7 protein-coding genes are annotated in these 22,243 nt (G+C 76.2%); all 7 read right to left on the reverse strand.

Features of this window, described 5'->3' with window-relative positions; all coding sequences use genetic code 11:
* Positions 1 to 10: 10 nt before the first annotated feature.
* The 7 genes from ACFYZ4_RS35655 to ACFYZ4_RS35685 all read right to left on the reverse strand — a co-directional run bounded on the left by ACFYZ4_RS35655 (position 11) and on the right by ACFYZ4_RS35685 (position 22,235).
* Complete coding sequence (locus ACFYZ4_RS35655; protein ID WP_390785906.1) at positions 11 to 1,291, reverse strand: MFS transporter; 1,281 nt, start codon at positions 1,289 to 1,291, stop codon at positions 11 to 13.
* Complete coding sequence (locus tag ACFYZ4_RS35660; RefSeq protein WP_390785907.1) at positions 1,288 to 8,481, reverse strand: amino acid adenylation domain-containing protein; 7,194 nt, start codon at positions 8,479 to 8,481, stop codon at positions 1,288 to 1,290. The genes ACFYZ4_RS35655 and ACFYZ4_RS35660 overlap by 4 nt, the downstream gene beginning before the upstream one ends.
* Positions 8,482 to 8,527: 46 nt before the next feature.
* The gene (locus tag ACFYZ4_RS35665) at positions 8,528 to 16,396 is read right to left on the reverse strand and encodes an amino acid adenylation domain-containing protein (RefSeq protein ID WP_390785908.1); all 7,869 of its coding nucleotides are present in this window, start codon (positions 16,394 to 16,396) and stop codon (positions 8,528 to 8,530) included.
* 69 nt (positions 16,397 to 16,465) lie between these two features.
* Positions 16,466 to 18,193, reverse strand: coding sequence for a condensation domain-containing protein (locus tag ACFYZ4_RS35670; RefSeq protein WP_390785909.1), 1,728 nt, complete (start codon positions 18,191 to 18,193; stop codon positions 16,466 to 16,468).
* Positions 18,194 to 18,256: 63 nt separating this feature from the next.
* Positions 18,257 to 19,783, reverse strand: a complete 1,527-nt coding sequence (locus ACFYZ4_RS35675; protein ID WP_390785910.1) for an AMP-binding protein — start codon at positions 19,781 to 19,783, stop codon at positions 18,257 to 18,259.
* Positions 19,784 to 19,848: 65 nt separating this feature from the next.
* Complete coding sequence (locus ACFYZ4_RS35680; RefSeq protein WP_390785911.1) at positions 19,849 to 21,153, reverse strand: PLP-dependent aminotransferase family protein; 1,305 nt, start codon at positions 21,151 to 21,153, stop codon at positions 19,849 to 19,851.
* Positions 21,150 to 22,235, reverse strand: coding sequence for an alpha-hydroxy acid oxidase (locus ACFYZ4_RS35685; RefSeq protein ID WP_390785941.1), 1,086 nt, complete (start codon positions 22,233 to 22,235; stop codon positions 21,150 to 21,152). Before ACFYZ4_RS35685 ends, ACFYZ4_RS35680 begins: the two co-directional genes overlap by 4 nt.
* Positions 22,236 to 22,243 lie beyond the last annotated feature (8 nt).

Below are 22,243 nucleotides of genomic sequence, written 5' to 3' on the forward strand. Positions count from 1 at the left end.
ACGGCACCCGCTATGGGGTGACCTCGTCCGACTTCCTGGTCGACTCCGGGGCCGGCGGGAGGTTCTGGCCGGTGCGGAGGGGGCCCGTCAGGAGGAGCAGGGCGCACAGTGCGTTGCCGCCGTAGAGGAGCCACAGGGCGTCGCGTTCGCCGAGGAGGGTGCCGAGGGCGCCGCCGAGGAGGCTGCCGACGGGGATCGTCCCGTACATCACGAAGCGGATGGTGGAGCCGACCCGGCCCAGCATGTCCGGCGGGCAGTACGCCTGCCGGAAGCTCACGATGATGACGTTCCCGGCGACCACCCCGGTCATCAGGCAGAACTCCCCGACGAGGAAGGCCAGCAGCCCCACCCCGTCCGTGGTGAGCGGGATCAGCAGCCCGAACGGGCCCCCGCAGAAGGCGCACAGCAGGACCGCGCGGGCCGTGCCGAACCGGCGGGCCAGGCGCGGCGAGATCACCGCGCCCAGGACCCCGCCCAGCCCGGCCAGCGCGATCAGGACACCGATCAGCGCGCCCGGCGCGCCCACCGTCCGGCTCAGGAACAGGATCGACAGGGACTGCGCGCCGGCCAGGAACAGGTTCATCGCGGCGTCGCACAGCAGGATCGTCCGCAGGAACGGGTCGCGGGTGAGGAAGGCCACGCCCGCGCGGATCTCCTTGACCAAGGATCTTTTCGTAGCGGCTCGTTCCTCGCCGCCCGGCGGGCCTTCGGGGGTCCGGATCCGCAGGAGCAGCGCCGCCGAGACCAGGTAGCTCAGGCCGTCGGCGAGGAAGCCGGCGGCCGCGCTCCCGGCCTGGGCCAGGGCGCCGCCCACCCCCGGTGCGAGGACCTCCGCGACCGATTCGCTGGTCTGGAGACGGGCGTTGCCGTCGGCGAGCTCCTCGTGCGGCAGCACGGTCGGCAGGTACGCGCTGTAGGCGGCCCGGAAGAACACGTCGGCGGTGCCCGCCAGGACGGCCACCAGGATGAGTTGAGAGGTCGTCAGGAGTTCCAGCCAGACCGTCGCGGTCAGCGACAGCATCAGCAGTGCCGACACCGCGTTGCACACGATCATCACCGGCCGGCGGCGCATCCGGTCGGTCCACGCTCCCACGGGCAGCCCGAACAGCAGCCACGGCACCCAGGCCGCGGCGTTCAGTACCCCCATGGTGAAGGGCCCCGCGTCCAGTGTCTCCACCGCGATCAGCGGCAGCAGCACCCGGGTGGCCGCGCTCCCGAACTGGCTGACGGACTCGCCCGCCCACAGCAGCCGGAAGTCCCGGCGGCGCAGCGCGCCGCGACCGGCGCTCACCGGCCCACCGTGCCCTCGCCCAGCAGCGCGGCGATCTCGGCGGCGGCCTTGGGCGCCATCATTTCGCCGTGCGCGCAGGGCACTTCGTGGTGAGTGACCGGCCCGGTGGCGTACGGCTCCCACACCCGCGGCCCGGGCGCGTCCGGCTCGTGGGCGGCGGCGGCCAGCGTCACCCCGCCGCGGAACACCCGTGGACGGTGGGCGGCGGCCAGTCGGTCGTGGTGGACGTAGGCCTCGCCCAGGGCGGCGACGGTCTCCGCGTCGAAGACCGACAGCGGGCCCTCCTCGGCGGCCGCCGCCACCAGCTCGGCGAGGGTCAGCGGACCCCCTGTGGCCGCGCCGTACTCCTCCCGCGGCGGATAGCCGAGCGATTCCAGCAGGTCCCGCAGCGGGTCCGGGGCCGGAGCCGCCGTCTCGCCGGGGGCCGCCGGATACCCGTCCAGCAGGGTGAGCCCGGCCACCTCCTCGCCGTCCTGCTGGAGCGTCACGGCCACCTCGTGCGCGACCACCGCCCCGAAGGACCAGCCCAGCAGGTGGTACGGGCCGTGTGGCTGCACCGCGCGGATCCGCGCCGCGTACTCCGCGGCCATCTCCGCGACGCTGTCGGGCCGTGCCCCCGGCTCGCTCAGCGCCCGCGACTGCAGGGCGTGTACGGGCTGCTGCGGGTCCAGGTGCTCCAGCAGCCCCCAGTACACCCAGCCGGTGCCCGCGCCCGGGTGCACGCAGAACAGGGCGGGCGCGCCGGGCGCCCCCGTGCGCAACGTGACCAGCGGCGCCAGCGGGTCCGCGTCCCCGCGGGGGTCCGTGTGCCCGCGGGGGACCGCGCCGCCGGAGCGGGCGGCGAGCCCGGCGACCGTGGGCGCGGCGAACAGGTCCTGGACGCCGAGCTCCTCGCCCAGCGCCTCGCGCACCTGGGCCATCAGCCGGGCCGCCAGCAGGGAGTGGCCGCCCAGGTCGAAGAAGCCGTCGTCGGCGCCGACGGCGTCCGCGGGCAGCCCCAGCACCTCGGCGAACAGGCCCGCCAGGACCTCCTCCCGCCGACTGCGCGGCGCCCGGCGCGCACGGCCGTCCCCGGCCGCGGCGGGCTCCGGCGCGGGCAGCGCGGCCCGGTCGAGCTTGTCGTTCGGGGTCCGCGGGAAGGCGTCGAGCACGACGAACGCCGACGGCACCATGTGCGCCGGGAGCGTCCCCGCCAGATGGGCGCGCAAGTCCGCCGCGTCCACCGCGGAGCCCGTGCCGCCGTCGCCGCCGGGGGCCGGGACCACGTACCCGACCAGCCGCTTCGCACCGCCGGGACCGTCCTCGCGTACGGTCACCGCGGCGCGGTCCACCCCGGACGCCGTCGCGAGCGCGGCCTCGATCTCGCCGGGTTCGACGCGGAAGCCGCGGATCTTGACCTGGTCGTCGGCGCGGCCGAGGTAGTCGATGCGGCCCTCGCGGTCCCGGCGGACGAGGTCGCCCGTGCGGTACATGCGGGCGCCGTCCTCGAACGGGCAGGCCACGAACCGCTCCGCCGTCGTCCCCGGGCGACGCAGGTAGCCCCGCGCCAGCCCGGCACCCGCCAGGTACAGCTCGCCGGACACCCCCGGCGCCACCGGGTTCAGCGCCGCGTCGAGCACGTAGGCGCGGGTGTTGGCGACGGGACCGCCGATGAGCGGGCGTTCGCTGCGCGCGGTGTCCCACCACAGGGCGTCGACCGTGCACTCGGTGGGTCCGTACAGGTTGTAGGCGAGCATTCCCTCCGTGGCGCGCAGCCGGCTCCACAGGCCCTCGCCCGCGGCCTCCCCGCCGATCAGCAGCAGCCGCGGCGGGGCGTCGAGCAGGCCCTCCTCGATCAGCTGCTCGGCGTGCGTCGGGGTGGTGTCGACGACGTCGAGGGCGGCGTCGGCGACGTGCCGGGCGAAGGCGGCGGAGTCGCGGCGCACGGCGTCGCCGATCAGGTGGAGTTCGTGCCCGGCCACCATCCACATCAGGGCGTCCCAGGAGGCGTCGAAGGACAGCGAGGCCACCAGCGCTACTCGCAACTGCCTTCCGGCAGCGGTCCGTTCCGCCTCGGCCATGGTGTGGGCGCGGTGGAAGGCGTACAGGTTGCGCAGTGCGGCGTGGTCGACGACGACGCCCTTGGGGCGGCCCGTGGATCCCGAGGTGTACACGATGTACGCGGCGTCGCCCGGCCGGGGCCGCGGCAGCGGGCCGGCACCGGGCGCGGAGGCGGCGGCCGTGTCCTCGTCGGCCGCCTCGTCGGTGAGGACGAGCGGGACCCGTGCCGGCTGCGCGAGCGGCAGCAGCGGGGCGGTCGCGGAGTCCGTGACCAGCAGCGCCGGGGTGGCATCGGCCAGCATGTGCGCGATCCGCTCGGCCGGGTATCCGGTGTCCACCAGGACGAACGCCGCACCGGCCTTGAGGACGGCCAGGATCGCGGCCACCGCCGCAGGGGAGCGCGGCAGGGCGATGGCCACCACCCGCTCCGGACCCGCCCCGTCCCGGACGAGACGCCGGGCGAGCCGGTCGGACCAGGCGTCGAGGGCGGCGAAGCCGATCCGCTCGGCGCCGTGCACCAGCGCGGTCGCGTCCGGGGTGCGGGCGGCACGCGCCGCGAACAGCTCGGGCACGGTGGCGTCCGGCACCGGCAGCGCGGTGTCGTTCCACTCCTCCAGCACCCGCCGGCGGGCCGCGGCGGTCAGCGGGTCGGCGGCCCCGACCGGCAGTTCCGGCGCCGCCGCGAGCAGCCGGACCATCCGTACCAGGGCCGCGGCGAGGTCCTCCGCGGTGGCGTGGTCGAACAGCTCGGCCGCGTACTCCAGGAAGCCCGAGATCCCGGCGGGGCGGCCCTCGGCGTCCCGGTGCTCCTGGACGTCCAGCGTCAGGTCGAACTGGGCGACGTCGAAGCGGAACGGCTCGGGGCGGACGTCGAAGCCGGTCAGCGCGAGCGTCCCGTCCTCGCCGTCCTGCACCTGGAGCAGCACCTGGAAGAGGGGGTGGCGGGCGAGGGACCGCTCGGGGTTGACCGCCTCCACGACCCGCTCGAAGGGCACGTCCTGGTGTTCGTACGCCGCGAGGTCGGTCTCCCGGACCCGGCCCAGGAGTTCGGCGAAGGTCGGATCGCCCGACACGTCGGTGCGCAGGACGAGGGTGTTGACGAAGAAGCCGACGAGGTCGTCCAGGGCCTCGTCCGTACGGCCCGCGACGGGCGTCCCGATCGGTACGTCGGTCCCCGCGCCGAGCCGGGACAGGGTCACGGCCAGCGCCGCCTGCACCACCATGAAGAGGGTGCAGCCGTGCCTGCGGGCCAGCTCCAGCAGCCGGCCGTGCAGCTCGGCGTCCAGGCCGACGGGGACGGAGCCGCCCGCGAAGTCCGCCACCGCCGGGCGCGGCCGGTCGTAGGGCAGGCCCAGCTCGGCGGGCGCACCGGCCAGTGCGTCGGTCCAGAAGACGAGTTGGCGGGAGACCGGGCTGGCGGGGTCGTCCTCCGCGCCGAGCAGCTCCCGCTGCCACAGCGTGTAGTCGGCGTACTGCACCGGCAGTGGTTCGAAACCGGGCGCGGCGCCCGCGCACCGGGAGGCGTACGCCTCGGACAGGTCCCGGAACAGCGGCCCCCACGACCACCCGTCGAGCGCGATGTGGTGGACCACCAGGGCCAGTACCCACTCCTGGGGCCCGGCCGCGAGCAGCGCCGCCCGTACGGGGGGCCGCGCGGCCAGGTCGAACGGGCGGGCCAGCAGCGCGTCGAGGGCCCCGGCGGCGCCCTCCGGACCGCACTCCACCAGGTCCAGGGGCACGCCACCCCCCGCGGGCAGCACCCGCTGGTACGGCTCGCCCGCGGCCTCCGGGAACACCGTGCGCAGGGCCTCGTGCCGGTCGGTGACGTCGCCCAGGGCCGCGGCCAGCGCCGACGTGTCCAGCGGGCCGCGCAGCCGCAGCGCGAACGGGCAGTGGTAGCCCGCGGACTGGCCTGCCCGGCTCAGGAACCACAGCCGGCGCTGGGCGGCCGACAGCGGCGGGGCCTCGGGCCGCTCCGCCGCCGCGGTCAGGGCCGGACGGGGGGCCGCCCCGGCCGCGGAGCCCTGCGCCAGGCAGGCGGCCAGCCCGGCCACCGTGGGGTGCCGGAACAGCTGGCGGATGCCCAGGTTGCGGCCCAGGACGGCCCGGATCCGCGAGAGCAGCCGGGTCGCGAGCAGCGAATGGCCGCCCAGCTCGAAGAAGCTGTCCTCGGCGCCCACCGACGGCAGCCCCAGCACCTGTGCGAACTGCTCCGCCAGGAGCTCCTCGCGGGGCCCGCGCGGGGCGCGGGAGGAGAGCAGCGCGCCGAAGTCCGGCGCGGGCAGCGCCGCCCGGTCCAGCTTGCCGTTCCGGTTCATCGGGAAGGCCTCCAGGACCACGAAGGCCGAGGGCACCATGTGGTCCGGCAGCCGTGCGGCGAGCCACCCGCGCAGCGCGCCCGGCTCGGGCCTGCGGCCCGCGGCCGCCACCACGTACGCCACGAGGCGCTTCCCGGCGGGCCCGCCGTCCCGGGCGAGCACCGCGGCCTGCGCCACCTCCGGGCAGGCCCGCAGGCAGGCCTCGATCTCGCCGGGTTCGATGCGGAAGCCGCGGATCTTGACCTGGTCGTCGGCGCGGCCGAGGTACTCGATGCGGCCCTCGCGGTCCCAGCGGACGAGGTCGCCCGTGCGGTACATGCGGGCCCCGTCCTCGAACGGGCAGGCCACGAAGCGGCCCGCGGTCAGCGAGGGCCGGTTCAGATAGCCGCGGGCCAGGCTCGGTCCGGCCAGGTACAGCTCGCCCGGGACGCCCGGGGCGACGGGCCGCAGCCCGGCGTCCAGGACGTACGCCCGGGTGTTGGCGAGCGGGCGGCCCACGAGCGGCTCCTCGCTGAGGGCGGCGTCCCACCACAGGGTGTCGACGCTGCACTCGGTGGGCCCGTACAGGTTGTGGCAGAGCATCCCGTCGGCGGCCCGGACCCGCGTCCACAGGGCCGCGCCCGCCGCCTCGCCGCCGAGCAGCAGCACCTTGGGACGGTGCGCGGGATCGTCCAGCAGGCCCTCCTCGACGAGCTGTTCGGCGTAGGTCGGGGTGACGTCCAGGGCGTCGATGCCGGCACGGGCGATGTGCCGGACCAGCGCGGCCGCGTCACGGCGGGTGTCGTCGTCGACGAGGTGGAGCTCATGGCCGGCCACCATCCACAGCAGCCCCTCCCACGACGTGTCGAAGGACAGTGCGGCCGTCAGCGCCATGCGCATCCGGCGCCCGCCGTGCAGCTCCTCCGCGCGGGCGATGACCCCGGCCCGGTGGAAGGCGTACAGGTTGCGCAGCCCCGCGTGGTCGATGACGACGCCCTTGGGCTCGCCGGTCGACCCCGAGGTGTGGATCACGTACGCGGCGCTGCCGGGCAGGATCCGGCGGCCCGGGACGGGACCGGCGGCGCCCGCCGGGACCGGGCCCGGCGCGTCGACGAGGACGCGGACGGCGCCGGTGTCCGGGAGCCCCGGGGCGGTCGCGGCGTCGGTGACGACGGTGGTCGTGGTGCCCAGCAGCCGGGCGATCCGCTCGGCCGGGTAGTCCGTGTCGACGGGGACGAAGGCGGCGCCCGCCTTGAGCACCGCGAGCAGCGCCACGACGGAGTCGGCGGACCGGGGCAGGGCCAGGGCCACCAGGTGCTCCGGGCCGACCCCGTGCCCGGCGAGCCGGTGCGCCAGCGCGTCGGCGCGGGCGTCGAGTTCGGCGAAGGTCAGCGCGGTGTCCCGGAAGACCAGGGCGGTCGCGCCGGGGGTGCGGGCGGCCCGCTCCTCGAACAGCTCGGGCAGGGTCCCCGCGGGAACCGGCGCGGCCGTGTCGTTCCAGCCGGACAGGACCAGCGCGCGCTGCTCGGCGGAGAGCGGGTCGGTCTGCCCGACCGGGGCGGCGGGGTCGGCGGCGAGGCGCTCCAGCACCCGGGTGAGGGCGGCCGCGAGGTTCTCGGCGGTGGCCCGGTCGAACAGGTCCGTCGCGTACTCCAGGGCTCCGCCGATCCCGGCCGGGGCGCCGCCCGAGTCCCACCGCTCCTGGAAGTCGACGGTGAGGTCGAACTTGGCGACGTCCCAGGCGGTGGACTGCTCCGCGCACTCCAGGCCGGGCAGGGCGAAGGCGGGGCCCTCGCCGCTGTCCAGGGTCATCATCACCTGGAAGAGGGGGTGGCGGGCGAGGGACCGCTCGGGGTTGACCGCTTCGACGACCTGCTCGAAGGGCACGTCCTGGTGCTCGAAGGCGGCGAGGTCGCTCTCCCGCACCCGCTCCAGGAGCTCGGTGAAGGCCGGGTCTCCGGAGAGGTCGGTGCGCAGGACGAGCGTGTTGACGAAGAAGCCGACGAGGTCGTCCAGCGCCTCGTCCGTGCGGCCCGCGACGACGGTGCCGATCGGGATGTCGGTGCCGGCCCCGAGGCGGGACAGGAGCACCGACAGGCCGGCCTGGAGGACCATGAAGAGGGTGCAGCCGTGCTGCCGGGCCAGTTCCAGCAGCCGTCCGTGCAGCTCCGCGTCCAGCTCGACGGGTACGGAGCCGCCCGCGAAGCTCGCCACCTCAGGGCGCGGCCGGTCGGCGGGCAGGGCCAGTTCGGCCGGGGATCCGGCCAGTTCCCGCGTCCAGTAGGCCAGTTGCTCTGCGAGCAGGCTCTCCGGGTCGTCCTCCGCGCCCAGCAGCTCGCGCTGCCACAGCGTGTAGTCCCGGTACTGCACCGGCAGCGGCTCGAAGGCGGGCGCCCCGCCCGCGCACCGGGCGGCGTAGGCGGCGGCCAGGTCGGTCAGGAGCGGCCCCCAGGACCAGCCGTCGGTGGCGATGTGGTGGATCACCAGCGCCAGCACCCACTCCTCGTCGCCCAGGGCGAAGAGGCGCGCCCGCAGCGGGAGTTCGTCGGTGAGGTCGAAGACGTGCCCGGCCTCGGCGGCCAGCGCGCCGGCGAGCTCCGCCTCGCCGAGGCGGACGACGGGCAGCTCCGGCGCCCGGTCGGTGATCTGTTGTACGGGCTCGCCGTCCACCTCGGGGAAGACCGTCCGCAGCACCTCGTGCCGCCCGGTCAGATCGCCGAGGGCCGCGGCTAGCGCCCGCGGGTCCAGCGGACCGCGCAGCCGGGTGGTGAGCGGGCAGTTGTACGCGGCGCCGGTCTCGCCGAGCTGGTTGAGGAACCACAGCCGCCGCTGGGCGAACGAAACGGGAAACACAGGACCTCCGGGGGCGTGCGGGGTGGTGCGGGGGCGGGGTGATGACTCAGGCATCGGCGGAGCGGCGGAGCGTGGGACGGGCCTTCGGCGCGTCGGCGAGCAGGGCGGCGGTGCGGGCCGGGGTCGGGTGCTGGAAGAGCTGGCGGATCTTCAGCTCCCGGCCGAGTTCGGCCCGGATCCGGCTGATCAGCCGGGTGACCAGCAGGGAGTGGCCGCCCAGGGCGAAGAAGTTGTCGTCCGGGCCGACCTCGTCCCGGTCGAGAACCTCGGCGTACAGGGCGCGGACGCGGTCCTCGGAGCTGCCACCCGGGTCCGCGGCCGGCTCCGGCGCGGCAGGGGCGGCGTCGGCCGTGCGCGGGGCCGGTCCGTCGACCGAGCCGACCGGGCGCTCCGGGGCGGCCGCCAGACCGCGCAGCACCAGGGCCAGGTCCGCCGCCAGCCGTTCGGCGCTCGTACGGTCGAACAGCTCGGTGGCGTAGGTGAGTTCCCCGGTGAGGCCGAGCGGGGTGTCGTCGGCGGCGCGCTGCTCCCCGAGGTCCACGCCGAGGTCGAACTTGGACACCGCCCACTCGACGGGGTGCGGTTCCGCCGTGAGGCCCGTCAGGCGGGGCAGGGCGGGCGGCTCGTTCTGTACCTGGAGCAGCACCTGGAAGAGCGGGTGCCGAGCGAGGGACCGCTCCGGGTTCACCCCCAGCACGATCCGCTCGAAGGGCACGTCCTGGTGGGCGTAGGCGGCGAGGTCGCTCTCCCGGACCCGGGCGAGGAGGTCCGTGAAGGCCGGGTCGCCGGAGACGTCGGTGCGCAGGACCAGGGTGTTGACGAAGAAGCCGACGAGGTCGTCCAGCGCCTCGTCCGTGCGGCCCGCGACGACCGTCCCGATCGGGATGTCGGTGCCGGCCCCGAGGCGGGACAGGAGCACCGACAGGCCGGCCTGGAGGACCATGAAGAGGGTGCAGCCGTGCTGCCGGGCCAGTTCCAGCAGCCGTCCGTGCAGCTCCGCGTCCAGCTCCAGGGGGACGGAGCCGCCCGCGAAGCTCGCCACCTCCGGGCGGGGCCGGTCGTAGGGCAGGGCCAGCTCGGCCGGGGCGCCGGCCAGCTCCTTGGCCCAGAAGTCGAGCTGACGGGTGATCAGCGCGTCCGGGGCGCCCTCCGCGCCGAGCACGGACCGCTGCCAGACGGTGTGGTCCCGGTACTGCACGGGCAGCGGCTCGAAGGCGGGCTCCGCGCCCGCCAGGCGGGCGGCGTAGGCGGTGGCCAGGTCGGCCAGGAGCGGCCCCCACGACCAGCCGTCGGTGGCGATGTGGTGCACCACCAGCACCAGCACCCGCTCTTCCGGCCCCAGCTCCAGCAGCCGGGCCCGCAGCGGAAGTTCGGCCGAGATGTCGAAGCAGTGGCCCGTCACCTCCCGTACCGCGTCCGCTACGGCCTCGGCCTCCGCGACGGCGAGGACCTCCAGCGGCACGTCGGCCGCCGCACCCTCCAGCAGCCGGATCACCGGCTCGCCCCCGCACTCGTCGAAGACGGTCCGCAGCACCTCGTGCCGGGCCGCCACGTCGCCGAGCGCCGCACGCAGCGCCGGCGCGTCCAGCGGACCCCTCAACCGGTAGGCGAAGGGCACGTTGTGGTGGCCGGACGTGCCCTCCGCCTGGTGCGCGAACCACAGCCGGTGCTGCGCCGAGGACAGCGGCGCGCCCTGCCCGGGCTCCGCACGGCGCAGCGGCGGCCGCGCCCGGTCGGCGCTCCCGGCCAGCTCCGCGAGCGCGGCCACGGTCTGCGCCCGGAAGACGTCGCGCAGCGGCAGCTCGACCCCGAGGGCCGTACGGATCCGGCTGACCAGCCGGGTCGCCAGCAGCGAGTGGCCGCCCAGGTCGAAGAAGCCCGCGTCGGCGGCGACCGCGTCGAGGCCGAGCACCTCGGCGAAGAGCCCCGCCAGGATCTCCTCCCGGGGGGTACGGGGGGCACGCCCGCCGGAAGCGGGCAGCTCGGGCTCGGGCAGGGCCCGGTAGTCCACCTTGCCGTTGGGGGTCAGCGGCAGCGCGTCCAGGACCAGGACGTACGAAGGCAGCATGTAATCCGGCAGCAGCCGCTCCAGCCGGCGCCGCACCGAGGGCCCGGAGACCTCCCCGACCACGTACCCGGCCAGCCGCTTCTCGCCGTCCGCGGCGGCCCGTACGGCGACCACGGCCTGGCGGACGCCCGGGCAGGCGGCCAGCGCGGCCTCGACCTCGCCGGGCTCCACGCGGAAGCCGCGGACCTTCACCTGCTCGTCGGCCCGGCCGAGGAATTCCAGCAGCCCGTCGGCCCGCCACCGGGCGAGGTCGCCGGTGCGGTACATGCGCGTCCCGGGCGCGCCGAACGGGTCGGCGACGAACCGCTCCGCGGTGGCCGCGGGACGCCGGTGGTAGCCGCGCGCCACTCCGGCACCGGCGAGGTACAGCTCGCCCGGGGTGCCCGGCGGCACCAGCCGCATCCGCTCGTCCAGCACGTACGCACGGGTGCCGTCCAGGGGGCGGCCGATCGGCACCGGGCCGTCGGCGTCCGCGGCGCCGGTGATCAGGTGGGTGGTCGCGCACAGGGTCGCCTCGGTGGGCCCGTACAGGTGGCGGACCACGGTGTCCGGGCAGGCGGCCAGCACGGCGCGGACCGCGGCGGGGCTGACGACGTCGCCTCCGGTCAGCACCTCGCGGACGTCGGCCAGCAGGCCGGGGTCCTCCTCGGCGACCACGCGGAACAGACCGGCCGTCAGGTGCACGGAGGTGATGCCCGCCCCGCGGATCAGGGCGCCCAGCCCGGCGACCGTCGGCTCGCCCTCGGGGGCGACGACGACCTGCCAGCCCGACAGCAGCGCCACCCACAGCTCGTAGTCGGCTATGTCGAAGGCGTGCGGCGCGTGGAACAGGACGCGCTCGGCGCCCCGGGTGTGCCAGCCCCGGTCGGCCACGAGGTCCAGGACGTCCCCGTGGGTGACGGCGACGCCCTTGGGCTCGCCGGTCGAGCCCGAGGTGTGCATCAGGTAGGCGAGCTGCCCGGGCGGGCACGGCGCCGCCGCGAACTCCCCGCCGTCCGCGAGAGCGCCGGCGGCCTGCGCCGCGCCGGCCAGGACCGTCCGCACGCCCTCCGGGGCGAGCCCGGCGTGCGCGTCGTCGACCAGCAGCACGGAGCAGCCCGCGGCGTCCAGGATCCGCCGGGTGCGCGCGGCGGGCTGGCCGGAGTGCAGCGGCAGGTACGCACCGCCCGCCTTGAGGACGGCCAGCATCGCCACGACCACCTCGGGGGAGCGCCCCATCAGCACCCCCACCGGGGTCTCGGCGGTGACACCGAGGCCGGCCAGCCGGCGCGCCAACCGGTCGGCGCGCCGGTCCAACTCCCCGTAGGTGATGGCGTCGGGGCCGGACACCAGGGCCACGGTGGCCGGGTGCAGCGCGGCCCGCCGGGCGAATTCCAGGTGCACCGCCGTACCCGCCCGAGGCGGGGCCGGCGGCTGCCAGTCGGCCAGCAGCCGCTGCCGCTCCCGCGGCAGCAGCACCTCCAGGGCCGAGACCCGGCCGCGCGGCGCCCGTACCGCCGCCGCCAGGACCCCGCGCAGCCGCTCCACGAGGGCGCGCACGGTGGCCTCGTCGAAGAGCTCCGTACGGTACTTGGCCACCGCGCTCAGCCCCTCGCCCGCTCCGGCCGCCTCCGTGAACTGCAGCGCCAGCTCGAATTCGGCCTGCGGTACGTCGACCTCCTCGGCCACCGCCGTCAGCCCGGGCAGCTCCAGGCCCGCGGCCGCCGCCCGGCGCATCGTCAGCGCCACCTGGAACAGCGGGTGGTGGGAGAGGGAGCGCCGCGGGTTGACCGCCTCGACGACCTGCTCGAAGGGCACGTCCTGATGGGCGAAGGCCGCCAGATCGCCCTCCCGCACCCGCTCCAGCAGCTCGGCGAAGGTCGGGTCCCCGGACAGGTCGGTGCGCAGGACCAGGGTGTTGACGAAGAAGCCCACCAGATCGTCCAGGGCTTCGTCGGTACGGCCCGCGACGACCGTGCCGAGGGGCACGTCGGTCCCCGCGCCGAGCCGGGACAGCACCACCGCCAGCGCGGCCTGGAGCACCATGAAGACGGTGCAGCCGTTGGCCCGGGCCAGCGCCTCCAGCTGCGCGGTCAGGGCCGCGTCCAGGCCGAAGGCGACGGCCCCGCCCGCCGGATCGGCCACCCCCGGCCTGGGCCGGTCGGTGGGCAGCACCGGCTCCTCCGGCAGCCCGGCCAGCGCGGTGCGCCAGTACGACAGCTGCTCCTCGGCAGCGCCGTCCAGCAGGGCGCGCTGCCAGAGCGTGTAGTCGGCGTACTGCACGGCCAGCGGCGGGCGCGGCTGGGCGCCGCCGCCCGTGCGGGCCGCGTAGGCGTACGAGAGGTCGCCCAGCAGCGGCCCCCAGGACTCGCCGTCGGTGGCGATGTGGTGCAGGGCCAGCACCAGCGTGTGCCGCCCGGGCCCGGCCGTCAGCAGCGCGGCCCGCAGGGGCGTGTCGGTGGCCAGGTCGAAGGGGCGCGCGGCGATCTCGTCGATGTCCGCGCCGGCCGCGTCGAGGAGCTCCAGGACGGGCGCCGCCGGGGGCAGGACGAACTGACGGGGCTCGCCGTCGGCCTCCGGGTGGACGGTGCGCAGGATCTCGTGCCGCTCGGCCAGGTCGGCCAGCGCTCCGCGCAGCGCCGCCATGTCGAGTGGCCCGTCGAGCCGGAGCGCGACCGCGCTGTGGTAGGCCGGGTTCGGCCCGTCGAGCCGGTCCAGGAACCACAGCCGGCGCTGCGCCGGGGAGAGCGGCAGCTGCGCCGGGCGCGCCTGCGGCCGCAGCGCGGGACGGGCCCGGTCCGCGCCGTCGATCAGCCCGGCGAGCGCGGCCGGAGTGCGGGCGGTGAACACCTCACGGATGCCCAGCTCCGCGCCGAACGCCCCGCGCACCTGCGCCACCAGCCGCATCGCCAGCAGGGAATGGCCGCCCAGCTCGAAGAAGTCGTCGTCGGCGCCCACCTCGGGCAGGCCCAGCACCGACGCGAACAGGCCCGTCAGGATCCGCTCCGGCTCGGTGCGGCCGCCGCGGCCGCCGGCGCGCAGGGCGGGGGCGGGCAGGGCCCGCCGGTCGAGCTTGCCGTTCGGCGTCACCGGCAGCTCGTCCAGCACGACCACGGCCGGGACCATGTGCTCGGGCAGCGCGGCGGCCAGCTCGCCGCGGACCCCGGCGGGGGTCGGCGCGGCGCCCGGGCGGGGCACCACGTACGCCACGAGCCGGGGATCGCCCGGGCGGTCCTCGCGGACGACGACCGCCGCGTGGGAGACGCCCGCGCAGCCCGCGGCGGCGCTTTGGACCTCGCCCGGCTCGATGCGGAAGCCGCGGATCTTGACCTGGTCGTCGGTGCGGCCCAGGTACTCCAGGACGCCGTCGGCCCGCCAGCGCACCAGGTCGCCCGTGCGGTACATGCGGGCCCCCGGCTCGAAGGGGCAGGCCACGAACCGCTCGGCGGTCAGCCCGGGCCGGCCGAGATAGCCGCGGGCCAGCTGCACGCCGGCCAGGTACAGCTCGCCCGCGGTACCGGGCGCCACCGGGGCGAGCCGGCCGTCCAGCACGTACGTACGGGTGTTGGCGGCGGGCCGGCCGATCGGGACGGTGGCGTCCCCGGCCCGGCAGGGCCAGAGCGTGACGTCGACCGCGGCCTCGGTCGGGCCGTACAGGTTGTGCAGCTCCGCGCCGGGCAGGACCCGGAAGAAGGCGTCCTGGGTGTGCGGGGGCAGCGCCTCGCCACTGGCGATCACCCGGCGCAGGGAGCGGGCGTCCGCCGCGGCGGGCTCGCGCAGGAACACGTCGAGCATGGACGGCACGAAGTGCGCGGTGGTGACGGACTCCCGGGCGATCAGGCCGGCCAGGTAGGCGGGGTCCTGGTGGCCGCCGGGCTTCGCGACGACGAGGGTCGCCCCGGTCAGCAGCGGCCAGAAGAACTCCCACACCGAGACGTCGAAACCGCTCGGCGTCTTCTGCAGCACCCGGTCCCCGGCTCCCAGACCGTACTCCCGCTGCATCCACTCCAGGCGGTTGACGATGGCCCGGTGCGGGACCAGCGCGCCCTTGGGGCGGCCGGTGGAACCGGAGGTGAAGATCGCGTACGCCGGGTGGTCGGGAAGGACCACCGGCCGCGGTGCGGGATCCGCCGCGGGGAGCGGGGCGTCCAGCCGCAGCGTCGGCGTCCCCGGCGCCTCCCAGCCGGTGCTCAGCACCAGCGCCGGGGCGGCATCGGCCATGATCCCGAGGTTGCGCTCCCCGGGCTGGCCGGGGTCGACGGGCAGGTAGGCGGCCCCCGCCTTCAGCACCCCGCACAGGGCGACCATCAGGTCGAGGGAGCGCGGTACGGCGACCGCGACCAGGCTCTCCGGTCCGATGCCGCAGGCCGCGAGCACGTCCGCGAGGCGGCCCGCCCGCTCGTCCAGCGCCCGGTAGGTCAGGGACTCCCCCTCGAAGACGACGGCGGTGGCGTCCGGGGTCCGGGCCGCCTGCTCCGCGAGCAGCGCGGTCAGCGTCGACTCCGGGAGGGCGGCGGCGGTGTCGTTCCACTCGGCCAGGACCCGGTGGCGCTCGGCCGCGGTCAGCGCGTCCAGGACCTCCACCGGCGCGTCCGGGTCGGCCGTCCATCGCTCCAGCAGCCGCACCAGCCGCTCGCCCAGCTCCCGCACCCGCTCGGTGCCGACGAGCCCGGGGTGGTGGCTCAGCCGCAGCCCGAGCGCCGCACCCGGCTCGACCACCAGGGTCAGCGGGAAGTGCGTGGTGTCCCGGAACCGGATCCGCGCCTCGAGGCCGAAGCCGGGCAGGTCGAGCGCGTAGTCGCTCATCGGGAAGTTCTCGAAGACCAGGTTCGTGTCGAAGAGGGCGGACGGGGAACCGGCCAGCTTCTGGATCTCCGTCAGCCCCAGGTGATCGTGGTCCACCAGCTCCGCCCGCTCGCGCTGGAGCTCCGCGCAGATCCGGCGCAGCGGGGCAGCCGCGTCGATCCGGGCCCGCACGGGCACGGTGTTGATCAGCATGCCGATCATCCGCTCCGAACCCGGCAGTTCGGCGGGGCGGCCGCTGACCGTGAGACCGAAGACCACGTCGTCCTGCCCGGTGGCGCGGGCCATCAGCACCGCCCAGGCGCCCTGGACCACACTGGTCAGCAGCAGCCCGCACTCCCGGGCCCGAGCGGTCAGCGCCGCCGTCCGCTCCTCGTCCAGCCGCACCACCACGTCCTCGGGGGTGGCGCCGGGGGAGACCCGGCCGGCGCCGTCCGCGATCCGGCCGGGGGCACCGAGACCGGCCAGGGCGGTGCGCCAGGCCCCCTCGGCGGCGGGCCGGTCGCAGCGCGCGAGGTGCGCCAGGTACTCCCGGTAGGGCCGCGCCGGCTCCGGCTCGCCACCCGCGTACAGGGTGAACAGCTCGCGGAAGAGCAGCCCGAACGACCAGCCGTCCAGCAGGATGTGATGAGCCGTCACCAGAAGTCGGTGCCGGTCGTCCGCCAGCCGCAGCAGCGTGAACCGCAGCAGCGGCGGGCGGCGGCTGTCGACGCCCTGGTCCCAGTCCTCCTCCGTCAGCTCCGCGGTCCGCTCCTCGGCCTCCCCGGCGGGCAGGGCGCCGAGGTCGTGCTCCTGCCAGGCCGGCTCCATGTCCCGGCGGACCACCTGGACGGGATCGCCGTTCTTGCGGTGGGTGAGGACCACCCGCAGGTTGGCGTGGCGGCGCAGCAGCTCCCCGGCGGCCCGGCGCAGCCGTCCCGCGTCGAGCGTCCCGTCCAGGTCGACGGTGAACTGGGCGATGTAGAGGTGCTTGGAGTCCTCGTCGTACCCGGAGTGGAAGAGCATGCCCTCCTGCAGCGGGGAGAGGGGCAGGACGTCCTCGATGGCCGGCCGGCTGGTGTTCATGGCTGATGTGTCGCTTTCTGGGAGGCCGTCGGAGAGGGGCGGCGGGGCGGGGGTGTGGTCCGGTCGGGGTCAGAGGAGGCCGAGGGAGGCCGCGAGGTCGTCCAGTTCGTCCTGGCCGATCGCGTCGAGCGTCAGGCCGGAGGCGGGCGGGACGGTGGACGGGACCGCGGGGCCGGAGCGGTCGGCGAGGACGACGAGCGCGCCGAGCATCCGGAACCAGCCCTCGGCCAGCGCCCGGACCTCCGCCTCGTCGTGGACGCCGTCGGCCCAGGCCCAGTCGGCGTGCAGGACGGGTCCGTCCGCCGACTCCAGGACGAAGGCGTTCACCTCGACGGCGTGCGCCATCGGCATGCCCGGGCCGGGGGCGTCGAGCCGGGCCCCGTGGGCGGGCAGCAGCTGCCAGTCGCCGCCGCCCGGACCGCCCAGCCGGCCCAGGTAGTTGAAACCGAGGCCCGCGGGCTCCGCCGCGGCGAGCTCCTTGCCGACGACCGGGTCGAGGTGGCGCAGGAGGCCGTACCCGATGCCCTTGCGCGGGATCGCCCGCAGCTGCTCCCGTACCCGCCGCAGTGCCTCGGCGGCGGTGGGACCGCCGTCCTCGGCGTCCGCCGCGCCCAGGCCGTCCAGGGCGAAGCGGGTGGGGAAGAGGGTGGTGAACCAGCCGACGGTACGGGAGAGGTCGGCCTCGGCGCCGATGTCCTCCCGGCCGTGGCCCTCCAGCTCCACCAGGACCTCCGGACCGCAGGGCCGCCACCGGGCCAGGGCCAGGCCGAGCCCGGTCAGCAGCACCTCGTTGGCGTCGGCGCGCAGCCGGTCGGCCACCGACGTCAGCAGCGGCCCGGCCGTCGCCGCGGGCAGGCTCAGGGCGAGGTGCCCGGCGCGGTCCTCGTGATCGCGGGCCGGGTCCAGCGGGCGGCGGCCCGCGATGCCCGCACCCGGCCGCACCACACCGCTCCAGTACGGGGCTTCGGCCGCGGCCCGCTCCCCGGCCGCCTCCGCGGTGAGCAGCTCGGACCAGCGGCGGAACGAGGTGGCCACCGGGTCGAGGGCGCCGGCGGGGGCCCGTCCGGCGACGACCGCCTCCCAGGCCCGGGTGAGGTCGCCGGTCAGCACCCGCCAGGAGATCCCGTCCACGACCACGTGGTTGACGACCAGGGCCAGCGCCCCGGGCAGCCCGGCCCCGGCGTCGAACCAGACGGCCTGCACGATCACCCCGCCGCCCACCGAGAGCCGGTCGCGGGCCGCGTGCACCTCCCGCCCGACCTCCTCGGCGGTGGCCTCGCGGCCCTCCGTCGCCACCCGGCGCAGGCACTCCGCGGCGCGCACCGACCCGGCCGGGCGGGTCCGCCAGCCGGAGTCGTCCCGGACCACGCGCAGCATGTCGTGCCGGTCCAGGACCGCCTGGAGCACCTCGGCCGCGCTCTGCCCGGTCAGCCCGGCCGGGGTCCGCACCACCAGGTACTGGTAATAGCGGTCGGCGGGCCCGCCGCGCTCGTCGAGCCAGTGCATCACCGGCGTCGGCCGGACCGGCCCGACCCCGTCGTCGGCACCCGACAGGGCGGACCGGGCCAGTGGCCGGGCGGCGGCGGCCAGAGCCGCGACGTCCGGCAGGGTCAGCACGTCCCGGACGGTGATGCGCAGCCCGGCGCGGCGGGCCGCGCCGACCACCTGGACGGCGATGATGCTGTCACCGCCGAGCCGGACGAAGCCGTCCTGCGGGCCGACCTCCGGGATTCCGAACAGGTCCGCCAGGACACCGCACAGGATCCGCTCCGCCTCGGTCACGTCGATTCCACTCATGGTCTTCCTCGTTCTCGTTCGCCGCGGGCCTCCACGGGCCTGCGCGTGCTGGTCAGACGGCGGTCAGACGGCGCTGCCGGCCGGGGCGAACAGCGCCCGCAGGGCGGCCCGGTCGACCTTTCCGTTGGCGGTTACCGGCAGCTCCTCCACGGGCCGGAAGTGCCGGGGCACCATGTACGCGGGCAGCTGCGCCGCGCACGCCGCGGCCAGCTCCTCGGGCCCGGGGCCGTCCGCCCCCGTCCGGGTCCACACGGCTGCGAGCCGGCGCGAGCCCGCGACCTCCACCGTCACCACCACGGCCCGGCGGACCCCCGGGACCGCGCCCAGGACCGCCTCGACCTCGCCGGGCTCGACCCGGTACCCGCTCACCTTGAGCTGGTCGTCGGCCCGGGCCACGAAGTGGAAGTCCGCCCCGTCGAACCGGACGACGTCCCCCGTGGCGTACGTACGGCGCGGGGTCCCGTCGCGGTGGGGCAGGGTCCGGAAGCGGGCCGCGGTCAGCTCCGGGTCGCCCAGATAGCCGAGGCCGACACTGCCCCCGCCGACGACCAGCTCCGCCTCCTCGCCCGCCGCGAACGGCCGCAGCACGCCGTCCGCCTCGCGCAGCAGCTCCGCCCCGGCGACGGCACCGCCGATCGGCGGGTGCTCGGGCCAGGACGCGGCCTCCCGCGGGTCCAGCCGGTACTCCGTGACCACGTGGGTCTCGCTGGGCCCGTACTCGTTGACCAGGGCGACCCCGGCGGCCGCACAGAACTCCCGCACCTCGGAGTTGACGACGAGGCGCTCGCCCGCGACCGCGATCTCCCGCAGGTCGGGCATCGCGTCCGGTTCGAACACGCCGGCCGTGGCCAGCGCGTGCAGCCCCACCACCGGCAGGAACAGCCGGGCGACGCGCTGTTCGCGGATCAGGTCCATCAGCGCGAAGGGGTCCTGGCGTTCCTCGTCGGAGACCACGACCAGCGCGGCCCCGGCCAGCCAGGTGGTGACGATCTCCTCGTAGCCCACGTCGAAGCCGATCGAGGCCGCCTGGAGGGTGTGCGGCGGGCGGTCGTGCGCCCAGTGCCGCACGTGCCAGTCGCCGAGCGCGGCCAGCACCGACGGGGGAACGGCCACCGACTTGGGCTCACCGGTCGATCCGGACGTGGGGATGACGTACCCGACGGTCCCCTCGCGCAGCTCCTCCAGCGGGGCGCCGCGCAGCTCGCCGAAGGCGACCTCGGCGGGGCCGAGCCCGGTCGGCGCGGTGTGGTCGGGACGGACCAGCAGGGCGCAGAGCCGGGCGATCCGCGCGGCCCGCGGCGCGGGCATGCCCGGGTCGACGCAGACCACGCCCAGGCCGGCCCGCCAGGCGCCGAGCACCGCGGCGCAGCGCTCCCAGGACCGTTCGCCGTGGACGGCGACCACGTCGTCCAGTCCCAGGCCGCGGGCGGCGAGCCCGCCCGCGATCTCGGCGGACAGCTGGTCGAGTTCGCCGTACGTGTGGGCGACGCCGTCGTCGACGACGGCCACCGCCGCGGCGTCGCGCCGGACGGCACGGATCAGGGGCCGGACGAGCGAATGCCGCGGTCCGCGCGCGTCGTCGGTGTGCATGGGCGTTCCTTCTGGGGGTGGTGCGAGGAGAGCAGGGAGGGGTGCGGGCGGGGCGATGGGCTCGGTCATGCGGTGCCGCCGTGCTCGTCGATCAGCACCGCCAGCCGGTCGAGCCCGTCCTCGATCCGGTCGGGGTCCAACGAGCTGCACGAGAGCCGCAGTTGGCGCCCCGCCCGCTCCTGGTCGCTGAAGTGGCGCATCGGCGTGAAGAGCACCCCGTGCCGGACGGCTGCCTCCTCGACCAGGGCGTCGGTCACCGCGAAGGGCACGTCGAGCACGACGAAGAAGCCGCCCACGGGGGTGATCCACCGGATCCCGGGCATCCCGGCGAACCGCCGGTGCAGCCCGTCGAGCAGACAGCGCAGGTTGCGCCGGTAGACGTCGATCTGGCGGCGGTTGGCCTCCAGCAGGCTGCCGCCGTGCTCCAGCAGCATGCCGCCGACCAGCGCCTGCGTCAGCGGCGGGGTGTTGACGGTCAGCATGCTCTTGGCCCGGGCCAGCTCGTCGGCCAGCAGCGCCGGGCCGCCCGCCCCCGTGACCCGCTGGTCGGCGACGGCGAAGCCCACCCGGGCGCCGGGGAAGCAGGTCTTGGACAGCGAGCCCAGGTAGACGACCCGCTGCCCGGTGTCGAGGGCCTTCAGCGTCGGCGGCCGGGGGCCGTCCGCCACCCGGAAGTACCCGTACGGGTTGTCCTCCAGCAGCAGTACGTCCTCCTGCTCCGCGACCTCCAGCAGCTCCCGGCGCGTCCCCGTGTCCAGGGAGTGGCCGCTCGGGTTGGAGAAGTCCGGCACCAGGTACAGCGCCCGGGGCCGCTCCCCGGCCGCGCGGACCTCGCGGATCCGCTCGCGCACCTGCTCCGGACGCACCCCGCGGGGGCCCTCGGGCACCGACCGCACCGGGAGGTCCAGCAGCCGGGCGGCGCCCGTCAGCCCGACGTACGTCGGGTCCAGGGCCAGCACCACGTCCCGCGGGCCGGCCTTCAGGGCGCGCAGCACGAGCCACAGCGCCTCCTGCGCGCCCACCGTGATCAGGACGGCCTCCGGGTCGCAGACGATGCCCTCGTCCCGTTCGAGGTGACGGGCGATCAGCTCGTGGACGACGCCCTTGGTGCGGCCGTACTGGAACAGCTCCCGCCGCACCCCGGCCTCGTCGTAGCCCTTGTCCGCGGTGAGGTGGTGGATGTACGTGTCGAGGTAGCGGTGCAGGTCGGACGGGTCGAAGAAGTCCTCCGTCGGCCGCCCGGGGGCGAAGGAGACCGCCTCGGGGAACCGTCCCGCGATCTCGTTGAGGAAGGTCATGGACAGCAGCGCGGGGTCCGCGAGGGACGCGTGCAGATCGGCCCGGTCCAGGGCCACGGCCGTGACGGTCACCGGCCCACCCCCAGCGTCGTCAGCCAGGGTGCGTCGGCGGGGGCGCCGCAGCCCGACAGCTCCAGGGCGGAGCGCAGTTCGGCCGCCAGCAGCCCCAGTACCCGGGACACGCCTTCCGCGCCGTCCGCGGCCAGGCCCCACAGGACGGGCCGGCCCAGCAGCACCCCGTTCGCGCCGAGCGCCAGGGCCTTCAGGACGTCGGTTCCACTGCGGATCCCGCTGTCCAGCAGCAGCCGGCAGGACGGCGGGACCGCCTCCCGGACCGCGGACAGCATGTCCGCGCTGGCGACCGCGCCGTCGAGCTGGCGGCCGCCGTGGTTGGAGACGACGACGGCGTCCGCACCGACCGCGGTCGCGGTCGCGGCGTCACCCGGATCGAGGATCCCCTTGACGATCAGAGGCAGGTTCGTCTGCTCCCGCAGCCGGGCCAGGTCGTCCCAGCCCAGGGCGCGGGCGAAGGACTCGGCGGTGTGCTCCGCCACCGCGCACGTCCCGTCCCGGCGCTCGGCGGCCCGGCGGGTCGTGGCCGGGTCGAGGTGCGCGGCCGCCACGCCCGCCGGCAGGGCGAAGCCGTTGCGCAGGTCGCGCAGGCGCCGGCCCATCGAGGGGACGTCGACGGTGACCATCACCGCGGCGCAGCCCGCGTCCTCGGCGCGCCGCACCAGCTCGGCGGTGAGCCCCGGGTCCCGCTGGCAGTACAGCTGGAACCAGGTGACCCCGCCCAGCGCCGTGACCTCCTCCACCGGCACGCTGCTCAGCGTGCTCAGGGTGAACGGCACCCCGGCGGCCGCCGCCGCGCGGGCCGTGGCCAGCTCGCCCTCGGGGTGGAGCAGCCGCTGGTAGGCCATCGGCGCGACCGCCACGGGCAGGGCCGCCCGGCCGCCCGGGAGTTCGGCCGAGGTGTCGACGGCCCCGGGGCCCGACAGGACGCGGGGGACGAGGCGGATCCGGTCCAGGGCGGCCCGGTTGGCGGCCAGGGTCAGCTCCTCGCCGCTGCCGCCCGCGATGAAGTCCCAGACCTCCGGGGGCAGGGCCCGGCGGGCCGGACCGGCGAAGTCCTCCAGACGGACCGGGACCGGCATGGTGTCGC

It is taken from the genome of Streptomyces sp. NPDC001513, from assembly GCF_042894695.1.
Classification (GTDB): domain Bacteria; phylum Actinomycetota; class Actinomycetes; order Streptomycetales; family Streptomycetaceae; genus Streptomyces.

Bases quoted from the DNA above. Each gene is read 5' to 3' on its own strand.
- ACFYZ4_RS35665 (WP_390785908.1), bottom strand. From the start codon at position 16,396: ATGAACACCAGCCGGCCGGCCATCGAGGACGTCCTGCCCCTCTCCCCG.
- ACFYZ4_RS35670 (WP_390785909.1), bottom strand. From the start codon at position 18,193: ATGAGTGGAATCGACGTGACCGAGGCGGAGCGGATCCTGTGCGGTGTC.
- ACFYZ4_RS35675 (WP_390785910.1), bottom strand. From the start codon at position 19,783: ATGCACACCGACGACGCGCGCGGACCGCGGCATTCGCTCGTCCGGCCC.
- ACFYZ4_RS35685 (WP_390785941.1), bottom strand. From the start codon at position 22,235: ATGCCGGTCCCGGTCCGTCTGGAGGACTTCGCCGGTCCGGCCCGCCGG.